Origin of the sequence: Streptomyces sp. NBC_01255 (assembly GCF_036226445.1) — a bacterium.
Taxonomy (GTDB): domain Bacteria; phylum Actinomycetota; class Actinomycetes; order Streptomycetales; family Streptomycetaceae; genus Streptomyces.
On sequence record NZ_CP108474.1, the window covers coordinates 6,673,733 to 6,692,435 of the forward strand.

At 72.8% G+C, this 18,703-nt stretch carries 18 protein-coding genes; 10 read left to right on the plus strand and 8 right to left on the minus strand.

Annotated elements, in window-relative coordinates; genetic code table 11:
• Nucleotides 1–18: 18 nt before the first annotated feature.
• Both OG357_RS30200 and OG357_RS30205 read right to left on the minus strand, forming a co-directional pair.
• The gene (locus tag OG357_RS30200; RefSeq protein WP_329624138.1) at nucleotides 19–1,704 is read right to left on the minus strand and encodes an alpha/beta fold hydrolase; all 1,686 of its coding nucleotides are present in this window, start codon (nucleotides 1,702–1,704) and stop codon (nucleotides 19–21) included.
• Between the two features lie 74 nt (nucleotides 1,705–1,778).
• Entirely contained in the window at nucleotides 1,779–2,345 is a 567-nt protein-coding gene (locus tag OG357_RS30205) for a TetR/AcrR family transcriptional regulator (RefSeq protein ID WP_329624139.1), read from the minus strand.
• Nucleotides 2,346–2,520: 175 nt separating this feature from the next.
• Between OG357_RS30205 and dapD the strand changes: the two genes are divergently transcribed.
• Nucleotides 2,521–3,504, plus strand: coding sequence for a 2,3,4,5-tetrahydropyridine-2,6-dicarboxylate N-succinyltransferase (gene dapD / locus OG357_RS30210; protein ID WP_329624140.1), 984 nt, complete (start codon nucleotides 2,521–2,523; stop codon nucleotides 3,502–3,504).
• A gap of 75 nt (nucleotides 3,505–3,579) precedes the next feature.
• Entirely contained in the window at nucleotides 3,580–3,798 is a 219-nt protein-coding gene (locus tag OG357_RS30215) for a hypothetical protein (RefSeq protein ID WP_329624141.1), read from the plus strand.
• Here the strand turns inward: OG357_RS30215 and dapA are convergent.
• Nucleotides 3,777–4,661, minus strand: a complete 885-nt coding sequence (gene dapA / locus OG357_RS30220; protein ID WP_329624142.1) for a 4-hydroxy-tetrahydrodipicolinate synthase — start codon at nucleotides 4,659–4,661, stop codon at nucleotides 3,777–3,779. The two genes, OG357_RS30215 and dapA, sit on opposite strands and share 22 nt — an antisense overlap.
• A 135-nt stretch (nucleotides 4,662–4,796) precedes the next feature.
• On the opposite strand from dapA, the gene OG357_RS30225 reads away from it, so the two are divergent.
• Nucleotides 4,797–5,549, plus strand: a complete 753-nt coding sequence (locus OG357_RS30225; RefSeq protein WP_329624143.1) for an SDR family NAD(P)-dependent oxidoreductase — start codon at nucleotides 4,797–4,799, stop codon at nucleotides 5,547–5,549.
• A gap of 5 nt (nucleotides 5,550–5,554) precedes the next feature.
• On the opposite strand, the gene OG357_RS30230 is transcribed toward OG357_RS30225, so the two are convergent.
• Complete coding sequence (locus OG357_RS30230) at nucleotides 5,555–5,998, minus strand: GNAT family N-acetyltransferase (protein WP_329624144.1); 444 nt, start codon at nucleotides 5,996–5,998, stop codon at nucleotides 5,555–5,557.
• 86 nt (nucleotides 5,999–6,084) lie between these two features.
• On the opposite strand from OG357_RS30230, the gene OG357_RS30235 reads away from it, so the two are divergent.
• Entirely contained in the window at nucleotides 6,085–6,804 is a 720-nt protein-coding gene (locus OG357_RS30235) for an antibiotic biosynthesis monooxygenase (RefSeq protein ID WP_329624145.1), read from the plus strand.
• A 15-nt stretch (nucleotides 6,805–6,819) separates the two neighbouring features.
• Here OG357_RS30235 and OG357_RS30240 read toward each other — a convergent pair whose 3' ends face one another.
• On the minus strand, nucleotides 6,820–8,658 hold the full coding sequence (locus tag OG357_RS30240; RefSeq protein ID WP_329624146.1) for an endonuclease/exonuclease/phosphatase family protein: 1,839 nt from the start codon (nucleotides 8,656–8,658) through the stop codon (nucleotides 6,820–6,822).
• A 217-nt stretch (nucleotides 8,659–8,875) separates the two neighbouring features.
• Here OG357_RS30240 and OG357_RS30245 point away from each other — a divergent pair, with 217 nt between their 5' ends.
• The 4 genes from OG357_RS30245 to OG357_RS30260 all read left to right on the plus strand — a co-directional run bounded on the left by OG357_RS30245 (nucleotide 8,876) and on the right by OG357_RS30260 (nucleotide 13,862).
• Entirely contained in the window at nucleotides 8,876–10,375 is a 1,500-nt protein-coding gene (locus OG357_RS30245) for a hypothetical protein (RefSeq protein ID WP_329624147.1), read from the plus strand.
• Nucleotides 10,376–10,508: 133 nt separating this feature from the next.
• Complete coding sequence (locus OG357_RS30250) at nucleotides 10,509–11,954, plus strand: alkaline phosphatase PhoX (protein WP_329624148.1); 1,446 nt, start codon at nucleotides 10,509–10,511, stop codon at nucleotides 11,952–11,954.
• Nucleotides 11,955–12,075: 121 nt separating this feature from the next.
• Complete coding sequence (locus tag OG357_RS30255) at nucleotides 12,076–12,780, plus strand: GntR family transcriptional regulator (protein ID WP_329624149.1); 705 nt, start codon at nucleotides 12,076–12,078, stop codon at nucleotides 12,778–12,780.
• A gap of 62 nt (nucleotides 12,781–12,842) precedes the next feature.
• A complete protein-coding gene (locus tag OG357_RS30260; RefSeq protein ID WP_329624150.1) occupies nucleotides 12,843–13,862 on the plus strand; it encodes a 1-aminocyclopropane-1-carboxylate deaminase in 1,020 nt (339 codons plus the stop codon).
• A gap of 22 nt (nucleotides 13,863–13,884) precedes the next feature.
• Here the strand turns inward: OG357_RS30260 and OG357_RS30265 are convergent, their stop codons facing one another.
• Nucleotides 13,885–15,129 (minus strand): TerD family protein, encoded by a 1,245-nt coding sequence (locus tag OG357_RS30265; RefSeq protein ID WP_329624151.1) that lies wholly within the window; start codon nucleotides 15,127–15,129, stop codon nucleotides 13,885–13,887.
• A gap of 36 nt (nucleotides 15,130–15,165) precedes the next feature.
• The gene (locus tag OG357_RS30270; protein WP_329624152.1) at nucleotides 15,166–15,405 is read right to left on the minus strand and encodes a hypothetical protein; all 240 of its coding nucleotides are present in this window, start codon (nucleotides 15,403–15,405) and stop codon (nucleotides 15,166–15,168) included.
• 55 nt (nucleotides 15,406–15,460) lie between these two features.
• On the opposite strand from OG357_RS30270, the gene OG357_RS30275 reads away from it, so the two are divergent.
• Complete coding sequence (locus OG357_RS30275) at nucleotides 15,461–16,435, plus strand: AraC family transcriptional regulator (protein WP_329624153.1); 975 nt, start codon at nucleotides 15,461–15,463, stop codon at nucleotides 16,433–16,435.
• 252 nt (nucleotides 16,436–16,687) lie between these two features.
• Here OG357_RS30275 and OG357_RS30280 read toward each other — a convergent pair whose 3' ends face one another.
• The gene (locus OG357_RS30280) at nucleotides 16,688–17,497 is read right to left on the minus strand and encodes an NAD-dependent epimerase/dehydratase family protein (protein ID WP_329624154.1); all 810 of its coding nucleotides are present in this window, start codon (nucleotides 17,495–17,497) and stop codon (nucleotides 16,688–16,690) included.
• A 256-nt stretch (nucleotides 17,498–17,753) separates the two neighbouring features.
• Between OG357_RS30280 and OG357_RS30285 the strand changes: the two genes are divergently transcribed.
• A complete protein-coding gene (locus OG357_RS30285; protein WP_329624155.1) occupies nucleotides 17,754–18,686 on the plus strand; it encodes a 5-dehydro-4-deoxyglucarate dehydratase in 933 nt (310 codons plus the stop codon).
• Nucleotides 18,687–18,703 lie beyond the last annotated feature (17 nt).

Genomic DNA, 18,703 nt, shown 5'->3' on the forward strand with positions numbered 1-18,703 from the left:
CAGGGCCCCGCCGTCGGCTCATCCGCCCTCCGGGGCGGAGCCGGTGCCGAGGTGGTGGGCCAGCTGGGAGGGATGCGTCAGCTGGGGGTAGTGGCCGGCGCCGGCGATCTCGGTCACCGGGTGATCGACGGCCGCGACCAGCGGGTCCGTCGAACCCACGACGATCCGGACCGGGACGCCCACCCGATCGAGCAGCGTCCGCGACCGCCGGCGCTCGGCGACGTCCGCGCGCAGCGTGGTGGACACCCGGCGCGCCACCCCACGACGGCGCAGGTCGGCCGCCGCGCTCTCCACCTCCGGCCCCTCGGGGACACCCAGCGTCCGCGCCAGCCGGGCGGCGGGCATACGGCGCAGCATCGGCGCGGCCAGGCCCGAGCGGGCGAGCCGTCCCACGGGTGCCTGGAGGAACGCCGGGGAGACGAGGACGAGCCCGCTGACGCGCTCCGGGTGGTCGACGGCGAAGCGGAGCGCGGGTCCGCAGGCCGCGGAGTGCGCGACCAGCACGGGGCGCGTCGACACCGGGTTCAGCAGGTCGGCCAGCCACGCGTCCACCGGCCGGTCCGTGGCGGCCGAACGACCCAGGCCCGGCAGGTCGGGGGCCAGGACCGGGCCGGGAAGGCGGGCGGCGAGGGGCGCCCAGACGTCGGCGTTCATCGGCAGGCCGTGCAGCAGGACATGGGCGGGGCGGTGCCGGTCCCCGGTCACCCAGGTGCGACTGCCCGCCACGGCGTGGAAGCCGTACGGGCGAAGCCAGGGCGAGGCGCCGCCGAACCGCGCCGCCACCAGGTCGTCGGCCCACGCGCGCAGGGCGTCGGCGGCCGGAGGCATCTCCAGGCCGGCGCTCGCGGCGAAGGCGCGGGCGGACGCCGTCGGGTAGCGGTCGCTCGACAGGAAGGACAGCGTCTCGGGATCGGCGCCGGTCAGTGTGCGCGGCAGGCGCCGCAGCAGGCCGACGGGGACGGTCCGGCGAGGGGCGCGTACGCCGGTGTGCTCGGCGATCGTGCGGATCAGGTCGGGCAGGAGGGGCGTGCTGTCGTCGAGCACCCAGTAGTGCTCACCCGCAGGCGCCGCGGGGACCTCCGCCAGGAACCGCGCGAAGTAGTCGATCGTGGCGATCGGCAGGAACGTGTCGGGGCCACCGGGCAGCGCGGGGAGCCGCCCGCGCCACAGGTCCTCGACGAGGGAGGCGAGGCCGACGTACTGGCCGGGCCCGATCACGGTGGCGGGATTGGCGATCGTCAGCGGGACCCCCAGTTCGCGGGCCCGGGCGCGCACCGCGAGATCGGCCTCGAACTTGGATGCCTCGTAGGCGCCGAGACCGGCGTAGTCGGCCCGGCCGCCGACCGCGCTCACCCGGTAGCCGCTGATGTGCACCAGGCGCCGCAGCCCGGGCAGCGCGGCGGCCCATTCGAGCACGTGGAGCGCCCCGGTGACGTTGGTCGCCCGCGCCTCGTCCACGCCGAGGCCGAAGGCGAAGCGGGCGGCGGCGTTGTAGACGTCCCGTACCTCCGGCAGCCCCGAAAGCGGTCGGGTGATGTCGGCGGTGACGATCTCCAGCCCCGCGGTGTCCACGCCCTGGGAGGCCAGCCAGGGGGTGAGGGTGTCCTTGCGTACGGCTGCCGCCACCCGCCGGCCCCGGGTGAGCAGCTCGGCGACCAGGGAGCGGCCGATGAAGCCGTTCGCGCCGAAGACGATCGCGTCCATGAGACTCCCTAAATAGATCGGTCTACATATTTTTTGGGCAGGAAGAAGGCCCGCCGTCGACCGGCGGGCCTCGGTCAGCCCAGCAGGGTGTGGATTCGGCGGGCGACGCGCTCCAGCGGGTCCCTGCTGCGATGTGCCCGGGCCAGCAGGAGTGCACCCTCCACCAGGGCCAGGACCGTGACGGCGAGGTCGTCGGCGTCCGGCCGGCTCGCCAGCCGTGCGCGCAGAGCTGCCTCCCAGGAGGAGTAGACCTCCGAACACACCTCCTGCAGCGGGTCGTTGACGGCGGCCGTCTCCAGCGCCACGGTCGCCACCGGGCATCCCTTGCGCCAGCCCGACTCCGCGAGCCGGTCGCCCAGGTGGCGCAGCACCCCATCGACGAACTCCGTGAACTCCGCCGGTGAGGGGTCGGTGCCGGCCGGCTCGCTCAGGGCGTCGCCGATCGCCTGTCCCGCCCGCCGGACGGACTCGCCGACCAGCTGGTCCTTGCCGCCGGGGAAGTGGAAGTAGAGAGAGCCGCGGGGTGCGCCGCTGGCCGCGATGACCTGGTTGAGCCCCGTGCCGAAGTACCCCGCTGTGTCCACCAGCTCCTGCGTCGCGTCCAGCAGTCGGTCCCGCGTCTCGGCGCCCTTCTGTCCCATGACGTCAAGGTAGACCGATCTACATATTCTTTCAACCCTCCGCCTCCGGTGTCCGGTGGGAACGTCCGACCGCCTCGCCGTCGCCTTCGGTCGTTCCGCCGGAACCGGCCCGCGACGCGACCGTCACCTGAGACCGGTTGGCCCGGGCGGGGGCCCGACCGTTAGGTTTTCCGTCATGACCACTGCTCCTCGCACCACCGGCGCCGTCGCCGCCGGCCTCGCCACCATCGCCGGTGACGGCTCCGTTCTCGACACCTGGTTCCCCGCCCCCGAGCTGACCGACGCGCCCGGCCCCGCCGGCACCGAGCGGCTCACCCCCGACGAGGCCGTGAACGCCCTCGGCGAAGGGGCCGCCAAGGCCCTCGGCGTGGACGCCCGCCGCGGCGTCGAGGTGGTCGCCGTCCGTACCGTCATCTCCTCGCTCGACGACAAGCCGCTCGACGCGCACGACGCCTACCTGCGCCTGCACCTGCTCAGCCACCGGCTGGTCAAGCCGCACGGCCAGAGCCTGGACGGCGTCTTCGGCCTCCTCACCAACGTCGCCTGGACCTCGCTCGGCCCGGTCGCCGTGGACGACATCGAGAAGGTCCGGCTCAACGCCCGCGCCGAGGGCCTGCACCTCGCCGTGACCAGCATCGACAAGTTCCCGCGCATGACCGACTACGTCGTGCCCGCCGGAGTCCGCATCGCCGACGCCGACCGTGTGCGCCTCGGCGCCCACCTCGCCGCCGGCACCACCGTCATGCACGAGGGATTCGTCAACTTCAACGCCGGCACCCTCGGCACCTCGATGGTCGAGGGCCGGATCTCCGCCGGTGTCGTCGTCGGCAACGGCTCCGACATCGGCGGCGGCGCCTCCACCATGGGCACCCTGTCCGGCGGCGGCAACGTCGTCATCTCGATCGGCGAGCGCTGCCTGATCGGGGCCGAGGCGGGCGTCGGCATCGCCCTCGGTGACGAGTGCGTCGTCGAGGCCGGTCTGTACGTCACGGCCGGCACCCGGGTCACCATGCCCGACGGCCAGATCGTCAAGGCCCGCGAGCTCTCCGGCGCCTCGAACATCCTCTTCCGCCGCAACTCGGTCACCGGCGCCGTCGAGGCCCGCCCGAACAACGCGGTCTGGGGCGGACTGAACGACATCCTCCACAGCCACAACTGATGTGGTGACTCTGCGTTAACAGGACGCGCTCCCGGAGCGCAGAGTCAGTGCAAGCAGACAAGGCGAGGAGTCGACATGAGGACGAAGCCCACGGTCGCCGGCGTGCTCACGGCGGTGGCGGTGCTGCTGCCGGCCGGCACGGCCCAGGCGGACGAGACGCACACGCACCACGGTCCGACCGTCACGAACGGCCCCAGCCTCTCCCTCCACACCGGGCAGATCGACGACCCGCTGGAGGACGTCCTGGAGCACGCCGCGATCCTCGGCAGGACCTACACGACCGACTCCGCCTGAAGCAGCGTCTCGTACGCACCCCGCAGCCCGTCGACCGTCTCCCGGTCGGCGGGCTGCAGCGGTTCGCGCAACGGCCCACCGAGCAGCGCCTTCGCGGTGACCGTGCCGGGCAGCCCCGAGGCCATCATCAGCTCGACGAGCGGCAGCGTACGGGCGTGGAGCCGTGCCGCCCCGGCGGTGTCGCCGGCGTCGAAGGCGTCGAGGACCGCGCGCAGCTGACGGGGGGCCACGTTCGCCACCGTACTGACGTAGCCGGCGCCGCCGACCGCGTACAGCGGCAGGTTCAGCTCCTCGCTGCCCGAGTAGTACGCGAGCCCGGTCTCCTCGATCAGCCGCGCCGAGGCCAGGAAGTCGTACGAGCAGTCCTTCACCGCGACGATCCGCGGGTGCTCCGCGAGCCGGCGCATCGTCGCCGGCTCGACGCGCGTGCCCGTGCGGCCGGGGATGTCGTAGACCATCACCGGCAGTTCCGTCGCGTCCGCGACCTTCAGGAAGTGCGCCTCGACGGCCGCCTGCGGAGGGCGGCTGTAGTAGGGGGTGACGACGAGCAGCCCGTCGGCGCCCGCCTTCTCGGCCTGGCGGGCCAGCTCCGCGGTGTGCCGGGTGTCGGCGGTGCCGACGCCCGTGAGGAGCGGCAGCCCCGGGCCGGTCGCCGCCCGGACGGCGCGGACGAGCGCGGCCTTCTCGGCGTCGGTGGTGGTCGGCGACTCGCCCGTGGTGCCGTTGAGGACCAGCCCGTCACAGCCCTCCGCCACGAGGTGGACGGCCAGCTCGCCCGCCCGGTCGAGGTCGAGCGCGCCGGAGGGCGAGAAGGGCGTGATCATCGCGCAGAGCGCGCGGCCGAAAGGGCGTTCAGTGCTCATCCGGGAAGTCTGTGCGCAATGGACCCTGAAGGTCCACTTAGATCTGCTTGCTCCGAGGGATAAGCACTACTGAAGGGTGGCGCCGTTCTGGCATGATCGGCGGGCGCGACAGGGGGACATGGAGAACAGCACAGCATGAGCTCACCCAGCACGACCGAAGAGCGTGTCGCACTCGTCACCGGCTCGTCCTCGGGCATCGGGGCCGCCGTCGCCCGCCGCCTCGCCGAGGCCGGCATCCGCGTCGTCGTCAACTCCGCCCGTTCCGTCGAGGCCGGGGAACGCATCGCCGCCGAACTGCCCGGCGCCGTCTACCTCCGGGCGGACGTCTCCGACGAGACCCAGGCCAAGGAGCTCGTCGAGCGGACCGTCGAGCGACTCGGCCGCCTCGACATCCTCGTCAACTGCGCGGGCACCACCCGGTTCATCCCGCACGACGACCTCGAAGCCGCCTCGCCCGACGTGTGGCGGCACCTCTACGACGTCAACGTCATCGGCGTCTGGCAGACCGTCGCCGCCGCCGTCCCGCACCTGCGGAAGACCCGCGGCAGCGTCGTGACGATCTCCTCCCAGGCCGGTGTCCGGCCGGGCGGCAGCTCCATCCCGTACGCGGTCTCCAAGGCCGCCGTCAACCACATGACGAAGCTCCTCGCCAAGGCCCTCGGCCCCGACGTACGGGTCAACGCGGTCGCGCCCGGGCTCATCGACACCCCCTGGTTCGACGGGGTCGACGGCGCCGACGAGGCCAAGGCCCATGTCGCGGACGTCGTCCCGCTGCGCCGCGTCGGCCGCCCCGAGGACATCGCGCAGGCGGTCTTCGACCTGGCCCACGCCTCGTACATCACCGGCGAGGTGCTCCTCGTGGACGGCGGCGGTCACCTGCTCGGCTGAGCCGCCTACAGGCTCAGCTTGAAGCCGTCGTGGCTGCGCGCGAAGCCCAGTGACGCGTAGAAGCGATGGGCCTCCGTCCGCCGCTTGTCGCTCGTCAACTGGACCAGCGCGCAGCCCCGCTCGCGGGCCCGCGCGACGGCCCGCTCCATCAGCTCCCGCCCCAGGCCGCCGCCCCGCCGGTCCGCCCTGATCCGGACCGCCTCGATCAGGGCCCGCTCGGCGCCGCCCTTACCGAGGCCGGGGATGTACGTGGCCTGGAGGCAGCCCAGGACGGGCCCGCCGTCGGCGAGGACCAGCACCTCGTTGCGCGGGTCGTCCGCGATGGCGGCGAAGGCCCGCTCGTACGCCTCGGTGACGACGATCGTGGCGGGGTCGACGACCTGCTCCTCGTCGGCCAGGAGAGCGAGGACGGCGGGCAGTTCGGCGCGGGTGGCGGGGCGGAGAATCATGCTGCCGAGTCTCACACAAGGGGATTTCATGCCGCGTTCATGGCCGAAGCGAGAGGGTATGGCCAACTGAAGAGAGGGAGCCCTCCATGAACGCCGTCGCGCACCCCGACGCCCGTCCCGAGATCCACCGTCCCGGCGTCGAAGCCGTCCTCGTCAGCACCTGGTCGGTCGGCACCGCCGAGCGCCAGCGCGCCGCCGTCGAGGCCGTCCGCAAGGCCTGGGAGAGCCGGGAGTGGCCGGACCCGAGGCTGCTCGGATACACCGTCTACTGCGGGACGGACGGCGACACGCTGCTCCACTACGCGCAGTGGGCCACCCAGGAGGCATACGACGACTTCGTCCGCACCCGCCGTGACGACCGGGACGCCGAGATCGACGCGGCCGTCCCCGGGATCGAGCGGGTCGAGCCGCACCGCTACGCGTCGCCGTACAGGACCGCCGTCCTCAACGAGGAGAGCGCGGGGGCGGTGCCGGGGCTCGTCGCGGCCGTCGAGGTCGAGTTCGACGGGCCGGACACCGGACGCCAGAGAGCCTGGGTGGACAGCGTGTTCACCGCGCTGGCCCAGGACGAGGGGTCGCAGCGGATACCGGGCGCGATCGGCGCCCAGTTCCACCTCTCCGTCGACGGCACCCGCGCCCTCGACCTCGCCGAGTGGGAGAGCGAGCAGGCCCACACGGCGTGGCTGATGAGTCTGGCCACCAGCCCGGTCGGCGAGGCCTGGGCGGCGGTGGCGAACTACCCCGGGATCGCCGGCAGCCGGGTGCGAAAGTACACGCCCGCGCTGAGCCTCAGCGCGGGCGTGTGACCGACCGGGTCGGTACTACGGGCGGAAGCGCAGGACCTGCGGGTCGTGGTCGCTGTCCTGGTCGGCGAACTCGGCGTTGATGTGCACGCTGTCGTACGCGAAGTGGTGGACGCCCGGGCTCGTCAGGATCTGGTCGAGGACCTGGCTGTTGCCCTGGTAGACGTACGAGTACCGCTCGGAGCGCGGCAGCGACTTCACCGCCGGGTACAGCGCGCCGCCGTCCGTCAGCGCCTTCGTCGTGCCGGAGAACTCGAAGTCGTTGATGTCGCCGACGACGAGGACGTCCGCCTGCTTCTCCAGCGCGACGATGTCCTTCACGAAGGCGTTGACGGCCTGCGCCTGGAGCAGTCGCTTCGCCTCGGAGGAACGGTTCGGCGGCTGGTGGTGCGAGACGAGGGACTCGTCGCCGCCCTTCGAGCCGAAGTGGTTGGCGATCACGAAGACCGTGCGGCCGCGGAAGACGAACTCGCCCGCGAGCGGCTTCCGGCTGCTCTCCCAGGCGGTGTTCGCCGGGTCGATCCGGCCGGGGGAGAGGGTCAGCGCGGCGCGGCCCTTCTCGCCCGTCACGGCGGTGGCCGCGGCGGCGTCGCCACCCGCGCGGTCCGTGAAGGAGACCCGCTCGGGGTTGAAGAGGAAGACCTGGCGGATGTTGCCGCCGGGCTCGCCGCCGTCCTTGTTGTTCTGCGGGTCGATCGAGCGCCACTCGTACGCCGGTCCGCCGGCCGCGACGATCGCGTCCGTGAACTTCTTGACCGTCTGGTCGGCGGCGACCGTACCGTCGTTCTTGGCGCCGTTGTTGTCCTGGATCTCCTCCAGGGCGAGGATGTCGGGCGCAGCGAGGTTGTCGACGACCGCCTTCGCGAGGGCGTCGAACTTCTCCTGCGGGTCGCTCGGGTCGAGGTTCTCGACGTTGTACGTCGCCACGGCCAGCTCGTTCTTGTGCTGCTTGGCCGTGGACTCGCGCTCCAGGCCGCGGTCCTCGACCGTGACCGGGGTCCGCGCGGTCAGCGTGTAGCCGCCGAACTGGTTGAAGTCGAGCGGGCCCTCGGTCGTGCCCGTCAGCCGGTCGCCCACGTTCGCCTTCGGGAAGGGCTGCTGGGCGAGCGGGGTCAGCGACTGGATCTGGAGCCGGCCGGTGTTCTGGGACTCGTACGAGCCGTAGACCGTGCCGCCGCGCCAGTTGCGGTTCTCGAAGGGCTTCACCGACACCCACAGCTCCGCGTACGGGTCGGTGGCGCCGACCACCCGCGAGGAGCCGATCCGGACGTTCGTGCCCTCCAGGGACTCGTAGTAGTCCAGGGCGTACGTCTCCGGGTCCAGCGTCAGCCCGTTGATCGAGCCGGCGGCGGCCGGGTCGCCCTCGGGGGCGTACTCGTCGGGGACGGACCAGGCGGAGATCGTCACCGGGGCCGGGAGCGCGTTGCCCTTCGAGACCACCGTGATGACGGGCTTGGAGAGCTGCGTCAGCGACTGGTTGCCGGAGTTCAGGCCACCCGGGACGTACTCGGTCACCGTGCCGTTCAGGCTGACCGCGTCGCCGACGGCGACGGTCGGGACCGAGCTGGTGAAGACGAACAGGCCCTCGCTGGTGGCCGGGTTCGCGTCGGCCTGGGGGTCCTGGATCCAGAAGCCGCGCGAGCCGTAGGTGCGGACGCCGGTGACGATGCCCGTGACGCCGGTGACCTGCGTGCCCACGAGGGGGGAGACGCGGGTCGTGCCCTGGATGTCGTGGATGCGGACGCCGGCGGCGCTGTCCTCGGCGGAGGCGCTCGTCGAACCTGCGAGGAGTCCGGCGGCGAGGGCGGCGGCGACGACGGCCGAGACGGCGGCGAATCTCGGTATGGAGGAAGGCATCAGGGCTCCGGAGGGTGCTTGGAGGAACGGCAGATGAATCTACGCGCGTCAATCTCTTGTGAGTGGGGGGAACTTGTCAAGAGTCGACGGGTGTACGAAGGCTGACGGTTCCGTGAACCGGCGGACGTCCTCCCGGATGCGTCTACGCTGAGTACCGCTCTTTCCCCGTACTTCCCCCACCCCCGTCCCACCCGCACGCGTCGAGGAGACCCCCCACATGTCAGCGGAGCAGCCCACCCTTCCCCCCGTTCGGCTTCCCGCGGACGCGGAGCTGGCGCGGGACGCCCTGGCCGCGCCCCTCCTCGCCCGCGCCGTGCGGCTCGCCCGCTGGGCCGGACCCGAGACGCGGGTCGGCGCGGGCGGCGAGCTCGTCGACGAGCAACTGCCGGACGCCGTCGAGGAGCTGGGCCTGACCGTCGTCGCCGACGAGGCGGACGCCGAGGGCACCGAGGCCTTCGAGGAAGCCGTCGAGGAGGCCGAGATCCTGGCCGCCGACGCCTGGCGGCTCGCCGTCGACACCGGCCTGGTGACGGTCGAGGACGGCGCGGACGACGAGACCCCCGGCGGGGCGGGGCCCGGCGAGAACCTGGCGCTGCTCACCGGCGGTTCGCCCCATGACGTCCTCACGATCTGGCTGGACGGATTCGACGCGGTCTTCGCCGACGCCGTCGTGCCCGTCCTCGACGACCTGGACCGGATCGTCGGCGAGGACGGCGAGATCGACCTCGAGTCGCTGGACTGGGACCCCGAGATGGAGGGCGAGTTCCTGGAGGGCGTGCTCGGCAACCTCTACCTGCTGACCGTCAGCGAGGGCGGACCCGGCGACGGGCCCGTGCCGCTGCCCGCGCTCGCCGCCTCGATGGTCGTCCCCGACGACATGGGCGAGCCGACCGACGACGTCCTGGAGCAGGTCTCGGACGCGATGATGCGGCTCGACGAGCAGTTCCGCCTGCTGGAGGCGATCGGGCTCGTCGAGTACCAGCCCGTCGACGAGGCCCTGATGGCCGAGGAGGGTGAGGAGCCGGCCGCGCCGCTCGACGACGAGGACGTCTCGCGGTACGGCATGGTCCGGCTCACGCAGCTCGGTCTTTACGGCGTCCGGGCCCGGATGCTCGACGCCGGAGTGGACGCGCCCGCCGTCGGCGACCTCGCCGACAAGGGCGCCGACGCGCTCCTCGGCGGCATCGCCGCCTACCCGGAGGCCGCCGCGCGCGCCGAGACCGCCGCGTGGCTCTCCGGCCGCGACGTCGTGACCGCGGCAGGGGAGCTGCTCGCTGCGGCCCGGGGCGCGGACGCGGGCTCGCCGCTCCGCCGCCTCCACTGCCAGCAGGCGCTCTCCCTGGTGGGCGCGGAGGCCGAGCCCGCGGTCCGGGAGGTCCTGGACGACGCGGAACTCGGCGGTCTGGCCCGGGTCTGGCTCGCGGAGCGGGGTGCGGCGGACGTGCCCGCGCCCTCGGAGGCGATGATCTTCTGGCTGGCGATCGACACGATCGCGGCGCAGCTCGACGCGGACGGCGACCTGGAGGAGGTCCAGGAGCTGATCGAGGGGCTCACGGGCCGGCACAGCGGCTTCTTCGAGGCGGCGTGGCGGGTCGAGCACCCGGCGACGGCGGAGGTCCTGGAGGCGATGGGCCGGCTGCACCGGGACAAGACGGCCGCGAAGGAAGCCCGCAAGTCGGCCTTCAAGGCCCGCTCGCGGTCGGGCTCCCAGCCGTGACCCGGTGATCTTCCCTGGCCGGTTCCCGATCGTGTGATGCCCCTGGGGCGTTCCCGCGGTGTTTGACTCGTGTTCGTCAGGGCACGGGAGGGTGGCCCGCGAGATCATGCCGCCACAGGGAGACCCTCACACCATGCCTCTCAACCGCAGGGAGTTCACCAAGCAGTCCGCCGTCGCCGGTGCGGGGCTCGCCCTCACCGGCGTCGTCGGCGCTCTCGCCACCGCGCCCGAGGCGCTCGCCTCGGACGAGCCGGAGGTGTACGGCGGCGGGCACGGCCAGGGGAACGGGCACGGTCACGGGCACGCGCTCGGTTACGGGCCGCTCGTCGCCGACCCCGAGGGGATCCTCGCCCTGCCCGCCGGGTTCTCGTACCGCGTCGTGACGCACAGCGGTGTCACCCGCCTGGAGAGCGGCGAGTTCACGCCGTCCAACCACGACGGCTCGGCGGCCTTCGCCGGCCCGCGCGGCACCACGTATCTGGTCAACAACCACGAGCTCTACGGCCCCCGCTCGAACTGGCCCCACCCGGTCCCGCTCACCGACGGGCTCGTCTACGACCCGGCCGCCCCGGGCGGCTGCACCGTCGTCGAGATGCACCGGGACGGCACCGTCGCCGAGTGGGTCGGTCTCGCCGGCACCTCCACCAACTGCGCGGGCGGCAGCACCGCCTGGGGCACCTGGCTGACCGGCGAGGAGAACTCCGACCTCGCGGGCGTCAACGGCATGACCAAGGACCACGGCTACATCTTCGAGGTCGACCCGCGCGACCGGCGCGCCAACCTCGACCCGAAGCCGATCAAAGCCTTCGGCCGCTACGACCACGAGGCCGTCGTCATCGACCCGAAGCGCGGCCACGCCTACCTCACCGAGGACGCCGCCCTGCCCTTCGGCCTGCTCTTCCGCTGGGTGCCGCCGAAGGGATTCGAGCACGGGCGCGGAAAGCTCCGTACGCTCGCCGACGACGCCGGTGTGCTCCAGGCCTTCAAGTGCACGGACTCCGGGGGCCGTTTCGTCGAGGACCTCTCCCAGGCCACCCGGATCGGCACGGTCTACGGCGTGGACTGGATCGACGTCCCCGACCGCGACGCCCGCACCGTCGCCGTCCGCAAGCAGTTCGGCCCCGGCCAGGTAACCCGCGGCTGCAAGCTGGAAGGCATGTGGTGGGCCGACGGCGGCGCGTACGTCGTCTCCTCCTTCGCGCGCGAGGAGTGGAGCCCCGGCCCCTCGCACGACGGCCAGGTCTGGTTCTACAACCCCGGGCGCCGCACCCTCACCCTCAAGGTGCTGCTCGGCGTGAACCCGGCGCCCGGCGAGGACGGCGCCTACGACGGCCCCGACAACATCACCGTCTCCCCGTACGGCGGGATCGTCATCGCCGAGGACGGCCGGGGCGTACAGCACCTCTTCGGCGCGACCGACTCCGGCCGGACGTACCCGATCGCCCGCAACGACCTCAACGACGGCGAGTTCACGGGGGTCTGCTTCTCGCCCGACGGCGACACGCTGTTCGCCAACATCCAGACGCCCGGCATCCTGGTCGCGATCACCGGCCCCTGGCGCCGCCAGCCGCGTCGCTGAACCACCGGCCGGCCTTCCCGGCCGGCCTTCCGGCCCGCGGGCAGCTGCCCTTCCGGCCCTTCCAGGGCTGCCCCTCTGACCCCTGGTCAGCTCCATGGGCTGACATCTAACATGTCAGTCCATGGAAGCACTGCGGCCCGTGGGCCGGACCCTTCTGCGCGACCGGGCGTACGAGGCACTGCGCGAGGCCATCGTGCGCGGCGACCTCGCCCCCGGCGCCCCACTGAAGGACGCCGACCTCGCCGACCTCCTCGGGCTCTCGCGCGCACCCGTGCGCGAGGCGCTGGTCCGGCTCTGCGACGAGGGGCTCGTCGAGACCAAGCCGCAGAGCTACACCCGGGTCACCCGGCCGGTCAGCCGGGTCGTCCGCGACGCCGCCTCCGTCGTGCGCGTGATGCACGAACTCGCCGCCCGCACCGGCGTACCCCTGCTCGGCCCCGAGGGCGTCCGGGCCATGCGCGAGGCCAACGAGCGCTTCGCGGCGGCCGTCCGCGGCTCCGACGTGGAGGCCGCGCTCCGCGCCGACGACGAGCTCCACCAGGTCCTCGTCGTCGCCAGCGGCAACCACGCCGCCGCCGCCACCATCGCGCGCTACACCCCGCTGATCCGCCGCGTCGAACGGCGGCTCTTCGGCGACTCCGGCAGCTGCGGCTCGGCCGAACTGCACGCCCGGCTGATCGACGCGTGCGCGAGCGGGGACGCGGAGGCGGCGGTCCGGATCACCACCGAGATCTGGGCGGCGCTCGAACAACTCGCGGACGACGCCGTCGAGGTGGCCGAGGTCACGGGCATCCCGGCCCCCCAGGTTCCGCACGACACCCCCTAGGGGGTCGTGCCGCTCAGCCCCGGCACGACACCCCCTGCCGCCTTCACCCACCGGGAGCCGTTTTGCCGATCATCGACTTCGCCCGCTACCCGCTGCTCTTCGGACCCTCCCCGGTCCACCCGCTCGAACGGCTCACCCACCACCTCGGCGGCGCCACGCTCTGGGCCAAGCGCGAGGACTGCAACTCGGGCGTCGCGTACGGCGGGAACAAGACCCGCAAGCTGGAGTACCTGGTCGCCGACGCCCTCGCCCAGGGCTGCGACACCCTCGTCTCCATCGGAGGGGTCCAGTCCAACCACACCCGCCAGGTCGCCGCCGTCGCCGCCCGTGCCGGGCTGCGCTGCGTCCTCGTGCAGGAGAGCTGGGTCGACTGGCCGGACCCCGTCTACGACAAGGTCGGCAACATCCTGATCAGCCGCCTCGCCGGCGCGGACGTGCGCCTCGTGCGGGCGGGCTTCGGCATCGGCTTCAAGGAGAGCTGGGAGCAGGCCCTGCGGGAGGTCGAGGAAGGCGGCGGGAAGCCGTACGCGATCCCGGCGGGCGCCTCCGACCACCGGCTCGGCGGTCTCGGCTTCGCGAACTGGGCCTACGAGGTGGCCGAGCAGGAGCGCGAGCTCGGCGTCTTCTTCGACACGGTGGTCGTCTGCTCGGTGACCGGCTCCACCCAGGCCGGGATGGTCGCGGGCTTCGCCGCGCTCGCCGAGGAGGGCGGACCCGCCCGCCGGATCATCGGCGTCGACGCCTCGGCGAAGCCCGGCCCGACGCACGAGCAGATCACCCGGATCGCCCGCGACACCGCCGAGCTCATCGGCGTCGAGCGCGAGGTGACGGCGGCCGACGTCGAGCTCGACGAGCGCTACCACGCCGGGGTGTACGGCCTCCCGGACGAGGCCACCCTCGACGCGATGCGGCTCGCCGCCCGCACCGAGGGCATGATCACCGACCCCGTGTACGAGGGGAAGTCGATGGCGGGCATGGTCGACCTGGTGGAGCGGGGAGAGATCGGCCGGGACTCGACCGTTCTCTACGCCCACCTCGGCGGCCAGCCCGCCCTCAACGGTTACAGCGCCCTGTTCTCCTGAGGGGCGGCGGGGAGCCTGCCGCTCAGAGCGACTGGGCGGCCGGCTTCACCATGCCGCGGACCGTCCGCGACTTCACGAAGTCGCCCATCGCCGTCATCTCCCACTCGCCGGTGAACTGCTTGATCAGCTTGGCCATCATCACGCCGGTCTGCGGCTCGGCGGTGGTGAGGTCGAAGCGGACCAGCTCCTCGCCGGTCGCGGCGTCCATCAGCCGGCAGTAGGCCTTCGCGACCTCGGTGAACTTCTGGCCGGAGAAGGAGTTGACCGTGAAGACGAGGCCGGTGGCGTCGGCGGGCAGCCGGCCCAGGTCGACGACGATCACCTCGTCGTCGCCCGCGCCCTCGCCGGTGAGGTTGTCGCCGGAGTGCTTGATCGAGCCGTTGAGGATCGACAGCTTGCCGAAGTAGCAGCTGTCCAGGTGGTTGCGCTGCGGCCCGTACGCGATGACGGAGGCGTCCAGGTCGATGTCCTTGCCGCGGTAGGCGGGCTCCCAGCCGAGGCCCATCTTGACCTGGGAGAGCAGCGGCTTGCCGCCCTTGACCAGGGACACCGTCTGGTTCTTCTGGAGGCTGACCCGGCCCTTGTCGAGGTTGATCTTGCCGGTGGAGACGGGCGCGGCGGCGGGGGCCGGAGGAGCGGCCGGTGCCGGGGGCGCCGAGGCCGCGATCCGCGGGTCCACCGCGGCGACGGGCGGCGCGGGCGGGACCGGCGGGGCGACGGGGGCCGGGGCGACGGGCGTCGCGGCCGGTGCCGCGGCGGCGGGCTCGTCGTCCACGGAGACGCCGAAGTCCGTCGCGATGCCGGCCAGCCCGTTCGCGTAGCCCTGGCCCACGGCGCGGGCCTTCCACGCGCCGTTGCGCTGGTAGATCTCGACGACGACCAGCGCGGTCTCGGTGGCGAGCTGCGGCGGCGTGAACGTGGCGAGGACACTGCCGTCGTCCGCGTTCCGCAGGGTGGCCGTGGGCTCGACGCCCTGGAAGGTCTGGCCCGCGGCGTCGGGGCTCGCCGTGACGACGATCCTTTCGATGCCGGCCGGGAGCGCGCCCGTGTCCACCACGATCGCGTCGGGCGCGGTGCCGCCGCCGGAGCGGTACGTCACACCCGGGCCGGCGGGCTGGTTGTAGAAGATGAAGTCGTCGTCCGAGCGCACCTTGCCGTTGGCGCCGAGCAGCAGGCCCGAGACGTCGAGCCGCACCGGGGCGGCGACGTCCACCGCCACGCGCGCGGCGGTGAGAGGGATGTTCGAGCCGGGGGTCATAGCGGTCATGCCAGGGGTAACGATCCGGACGGCTTTGCCGTTCCCTTACCCTCGCCGGGTTCGGCCACCTTGGTTACGCGGATGGTTCCTGGCCTGCCGTTCGTTGCCGAAGCGGTACGCACCCGTCCACCGGGCCATCACCAGCTGGGCGTCCCCCGACTCCACCTCCGCGAGGAACTTCTCGGCCCGGGCGCCGCGCAGCACGCCCGCGGCGCGGCCGTGGTGCGTGAGGGCGACGGAGCCGTCACGGCGGCGCTCGTACGTGAATCCCTGGGGTCTCGGCATGCCGGGCATCCTGCCGTTCCCGGTCAGATCCGTCATATGAATATTCTTTCGGCCCATGGGGACTGTGGGTGGGAGTTCGTTCCGCACGGGGGACGTCGACGAGGCGCGCGAGGAGCTCGACGCGCGCTACTACGCGAACCGCATGGACGTGGTCGACCGGCGAAGGCCCTTCGCGGCGCGCTTCGACACCGTCGCGCTCGGGCCGCTGGTCATCGGCGACCTGAGCTGCGGCGCCGACGTGCGGATGAGCTTCGGGGAGCTCGGCGCGTACCACCTGAACGCGCCGCTCAGCGGGACGATGGAGATGCGCCAGGGCGGCCGCGCCCCGATCGTCGCGACGGCCACCGAGGCGCTGCTCCTCGACCCGGCGGGGGACACCTTCCTCGACCGCTGGAGCGGGGACTGCCGGACCCTCTCCGTGAAGATCGGGGCGGCCGAGCTGCACGACCGCCTGGAGCGGCTCCTCGGCCGCCGCGCGAGAAGCCCGCTCGCCTTCGCGCCCCGCCTGGACATCTCGCGCGGCCCCGGCCTGAGCTGGGTCCGCTTCGCCCGCCAGGTCGCCTACGAGGCGCTCGCCGGGGAGGGGCTCGCCCACCACGAGCTGGTCGCGCGGCCGCTCCAGGAGGCGCTGCTCAACGGACTGCTCCTGGCCGCCGAGCACCCCTGGCGCGAGGCGCTCGCCCACCCGGGGGAGGCCCGCCGCCCGGCCCCGGTCAAGCGTGCGATGGACGCGGTGCGGGAGCGCCCCGAGCACCCGTTCACGACCACCGAACTCGCGGCCCTGGCCCGGGTGAGCGTGCGCCGCCTCCAGGAGTCCTTCCGGGAGTACGTGGGCATGTCGCCGATGGCGTACGTACGGGAGGTCCGCCTCGACCGGGTCCGCGAGGAGCTGCGGGCGGCCGCGCCGGACGAGGTGACCGTGAGCGAGGTGGCCTGGCGCTGGGGCTTCGCCCACCAGGGCAGGTTCGCCGCGCGCTACCGCGAGAAGTACGGCGAGTCCCCGTCCCGGACCCTGCGGGCGTCCGGGTGAGGTGGCCGCCCGGGTGAGTGCGTGAACGGGCGTCCGGACGGTTGTACGAGCGGGCCGCGCAATCCGGACAGAGGCCGCGTTCCGCGGCTCGCGATGATCTTCGTCCGCGCTTACCGTGGACGTGTCCGGTCTGCCAGCGCGCACCCGTGACCCGGGCCCCGGCCGGCTCCCCCGTATTAAGTCCGGCCGGGTCCTGCGTAAGCCTGCCCGTCGGTCTGCCTGTCGGCCTGCCCGTCGGACTGCCCCTTCCGGTCAGTGCGGCCAGCGCGGCGGGTCCACGCAGAAGTGGCCGCCCAGATAGAGGTCGTCGGCGCTGCCCTCCTCGGGGACGCCCTTCTCGGCGATCAGCTTCTCCGCGTAGACCTCCGAGTCGTCCTGCGGGTCGAAGCCGAGCGCCCGGGCCGTGGAGAGGTCCCACCACACGCGGGTGTTGGCGGAGGAGCCGTACGCCACGGTGTGGCCCACGGACCCGGCGGTCAGCGAGGCGTGCAGGAGGCGGGCGCAGTCCTCGGGGCTGAGCCACATCGAGAGCATCCGCACCGAGGTGGGCTCGGGGAAGCAGGAGCCGATGCGCACGGACACCGTCTCGATGCCGTGAAGGTCCCAGTAGAGCTGGGCCAGGTCCTCGCCGAAGCACTTGGAGAGGCCGTAGAAGGTGTCGGGGCGGTGCGGGGTGTCCACCGGGACGACCGGCTCGCCGTCGCGCGGGCGGCGGGTGAAGCCGACGGCGTGATTGCTGGAGGCCAGGACGACCCGCCGGACGCCCTCCTCGCGGGCGGCCTCGTAGAGGTTGTACGTCCCGGCGATGTTGGCGGCCATGATCCGGTCGAAGTCGGCCTCCAGGGAGATCCCCGCCAGGTGCACGACCGCGTCGACGCCCCGGACCGCCTCGCGCAGCGCCTCACGATCCGCGAGGTCGGCGACGATCGCGTCCGGCGCCCCCTGCACGGGGACGACGTCCAGGAGGCGGAGCTCGTAGCCGTACGGGGGCAACAGCTCCCGCATCAGCGTGCCGACGCCGCCGGCGGCGCCGGTGAGGAGGACGGTGCGGGGTACGGACATGGAGTGGTTCTCCTCCGTCGAGTGCCATGCAGGTGAATGCCATGCAGGTGAGTGCCGTTCACAACCGTGGACACGGTAGGGAGCGGCCCGACGGAGCGTCAAGACTCCGTGATACGGCGTGTTCTCTCCTTGACCGGCCCTTCCGCACTGTTCTAGCGTGCAGCGCGTCGGTGTTCAAGAATATGGATGACAGTCAGAACCGTGCACGACTGTGCAGGGTGGCGGCTGTACGCGACGGACTTCCCTGGGAGCGCCCGTGACCACTGCCCCGCTCGCCGGCCGGCTCGACGGCCTGCTCTTCTTCCCCGTCACCGCCTTCGGGCCGGACGGCTCCCTCGACCTCGACGTCTTCCGGGCCCATGTCCGCGCCGGTGTCGACGCGGGCGCGGCGGCCGTGTTCGCCTGCTGCGGCACGGGCGAGTTCCACGCCCTCACCCCGGAGGAGTTCCGGGTCTGCGTCGCCGCGGCCGTCGAGGAGACCGCGGGCCGCGTGCCCGTCGTCGCCGGAGCCGGCTACGGGACCGCGCTCGCGATCCAGTACGCGCGGCTCGCCGAGGAGGCCGGCGCCGACGGACTCCTCGCCATGCCCCCGTACCTCGTCGTCGCCGACCAGGCCGGACTGCTCCGCCACTACACCGAACTCGCCGCCGCCACCTCGCTCGACGTGATCGTCTACCAGCGGGACAACGCGATCCTCACCCCCGACACGGCCGTCGCCCTCGCCCGCACCGACGGCGTCATCGGCCTCAAGGACGGCCTCGGCGACCTCGACCTCATGCAGCGCATCGTCAGCGCCGTCCGCTCCGAGGGCCTCGACCTGCTCTACTTCAACGGCCTGCCGACCGCCGAGCTCACCGGCGCCGCCTACCGGGGCATCGGCGTCACCCTCTACTCCTCCGCCGTCTTCTGCTTCGCCCCCGACCTCGCCCTCGCCTTCCACCGCGCCCTCACCACCGGCGACGACGCCACCGTGGACCTGCTCGTCGACGGCTTCTACCGGCCGCTCGTCGAACTCCGCGCCCAGGGCCGGGGGTACGCCGTCTCGCTCGTCAAGGCGGCGGTACGGATGGGGGGTCTGGACGTCGGAGGGGTACGTCCGCCGCTGAGCGAGCCCGCACCCGAACACCTCGCGGAACTCGCCCGGCTCGTCGAGCGCGGCCGGGCCCTCCTGAAGGAGGCCGGGGCGTGACCGCCGGGGCGCCTCCC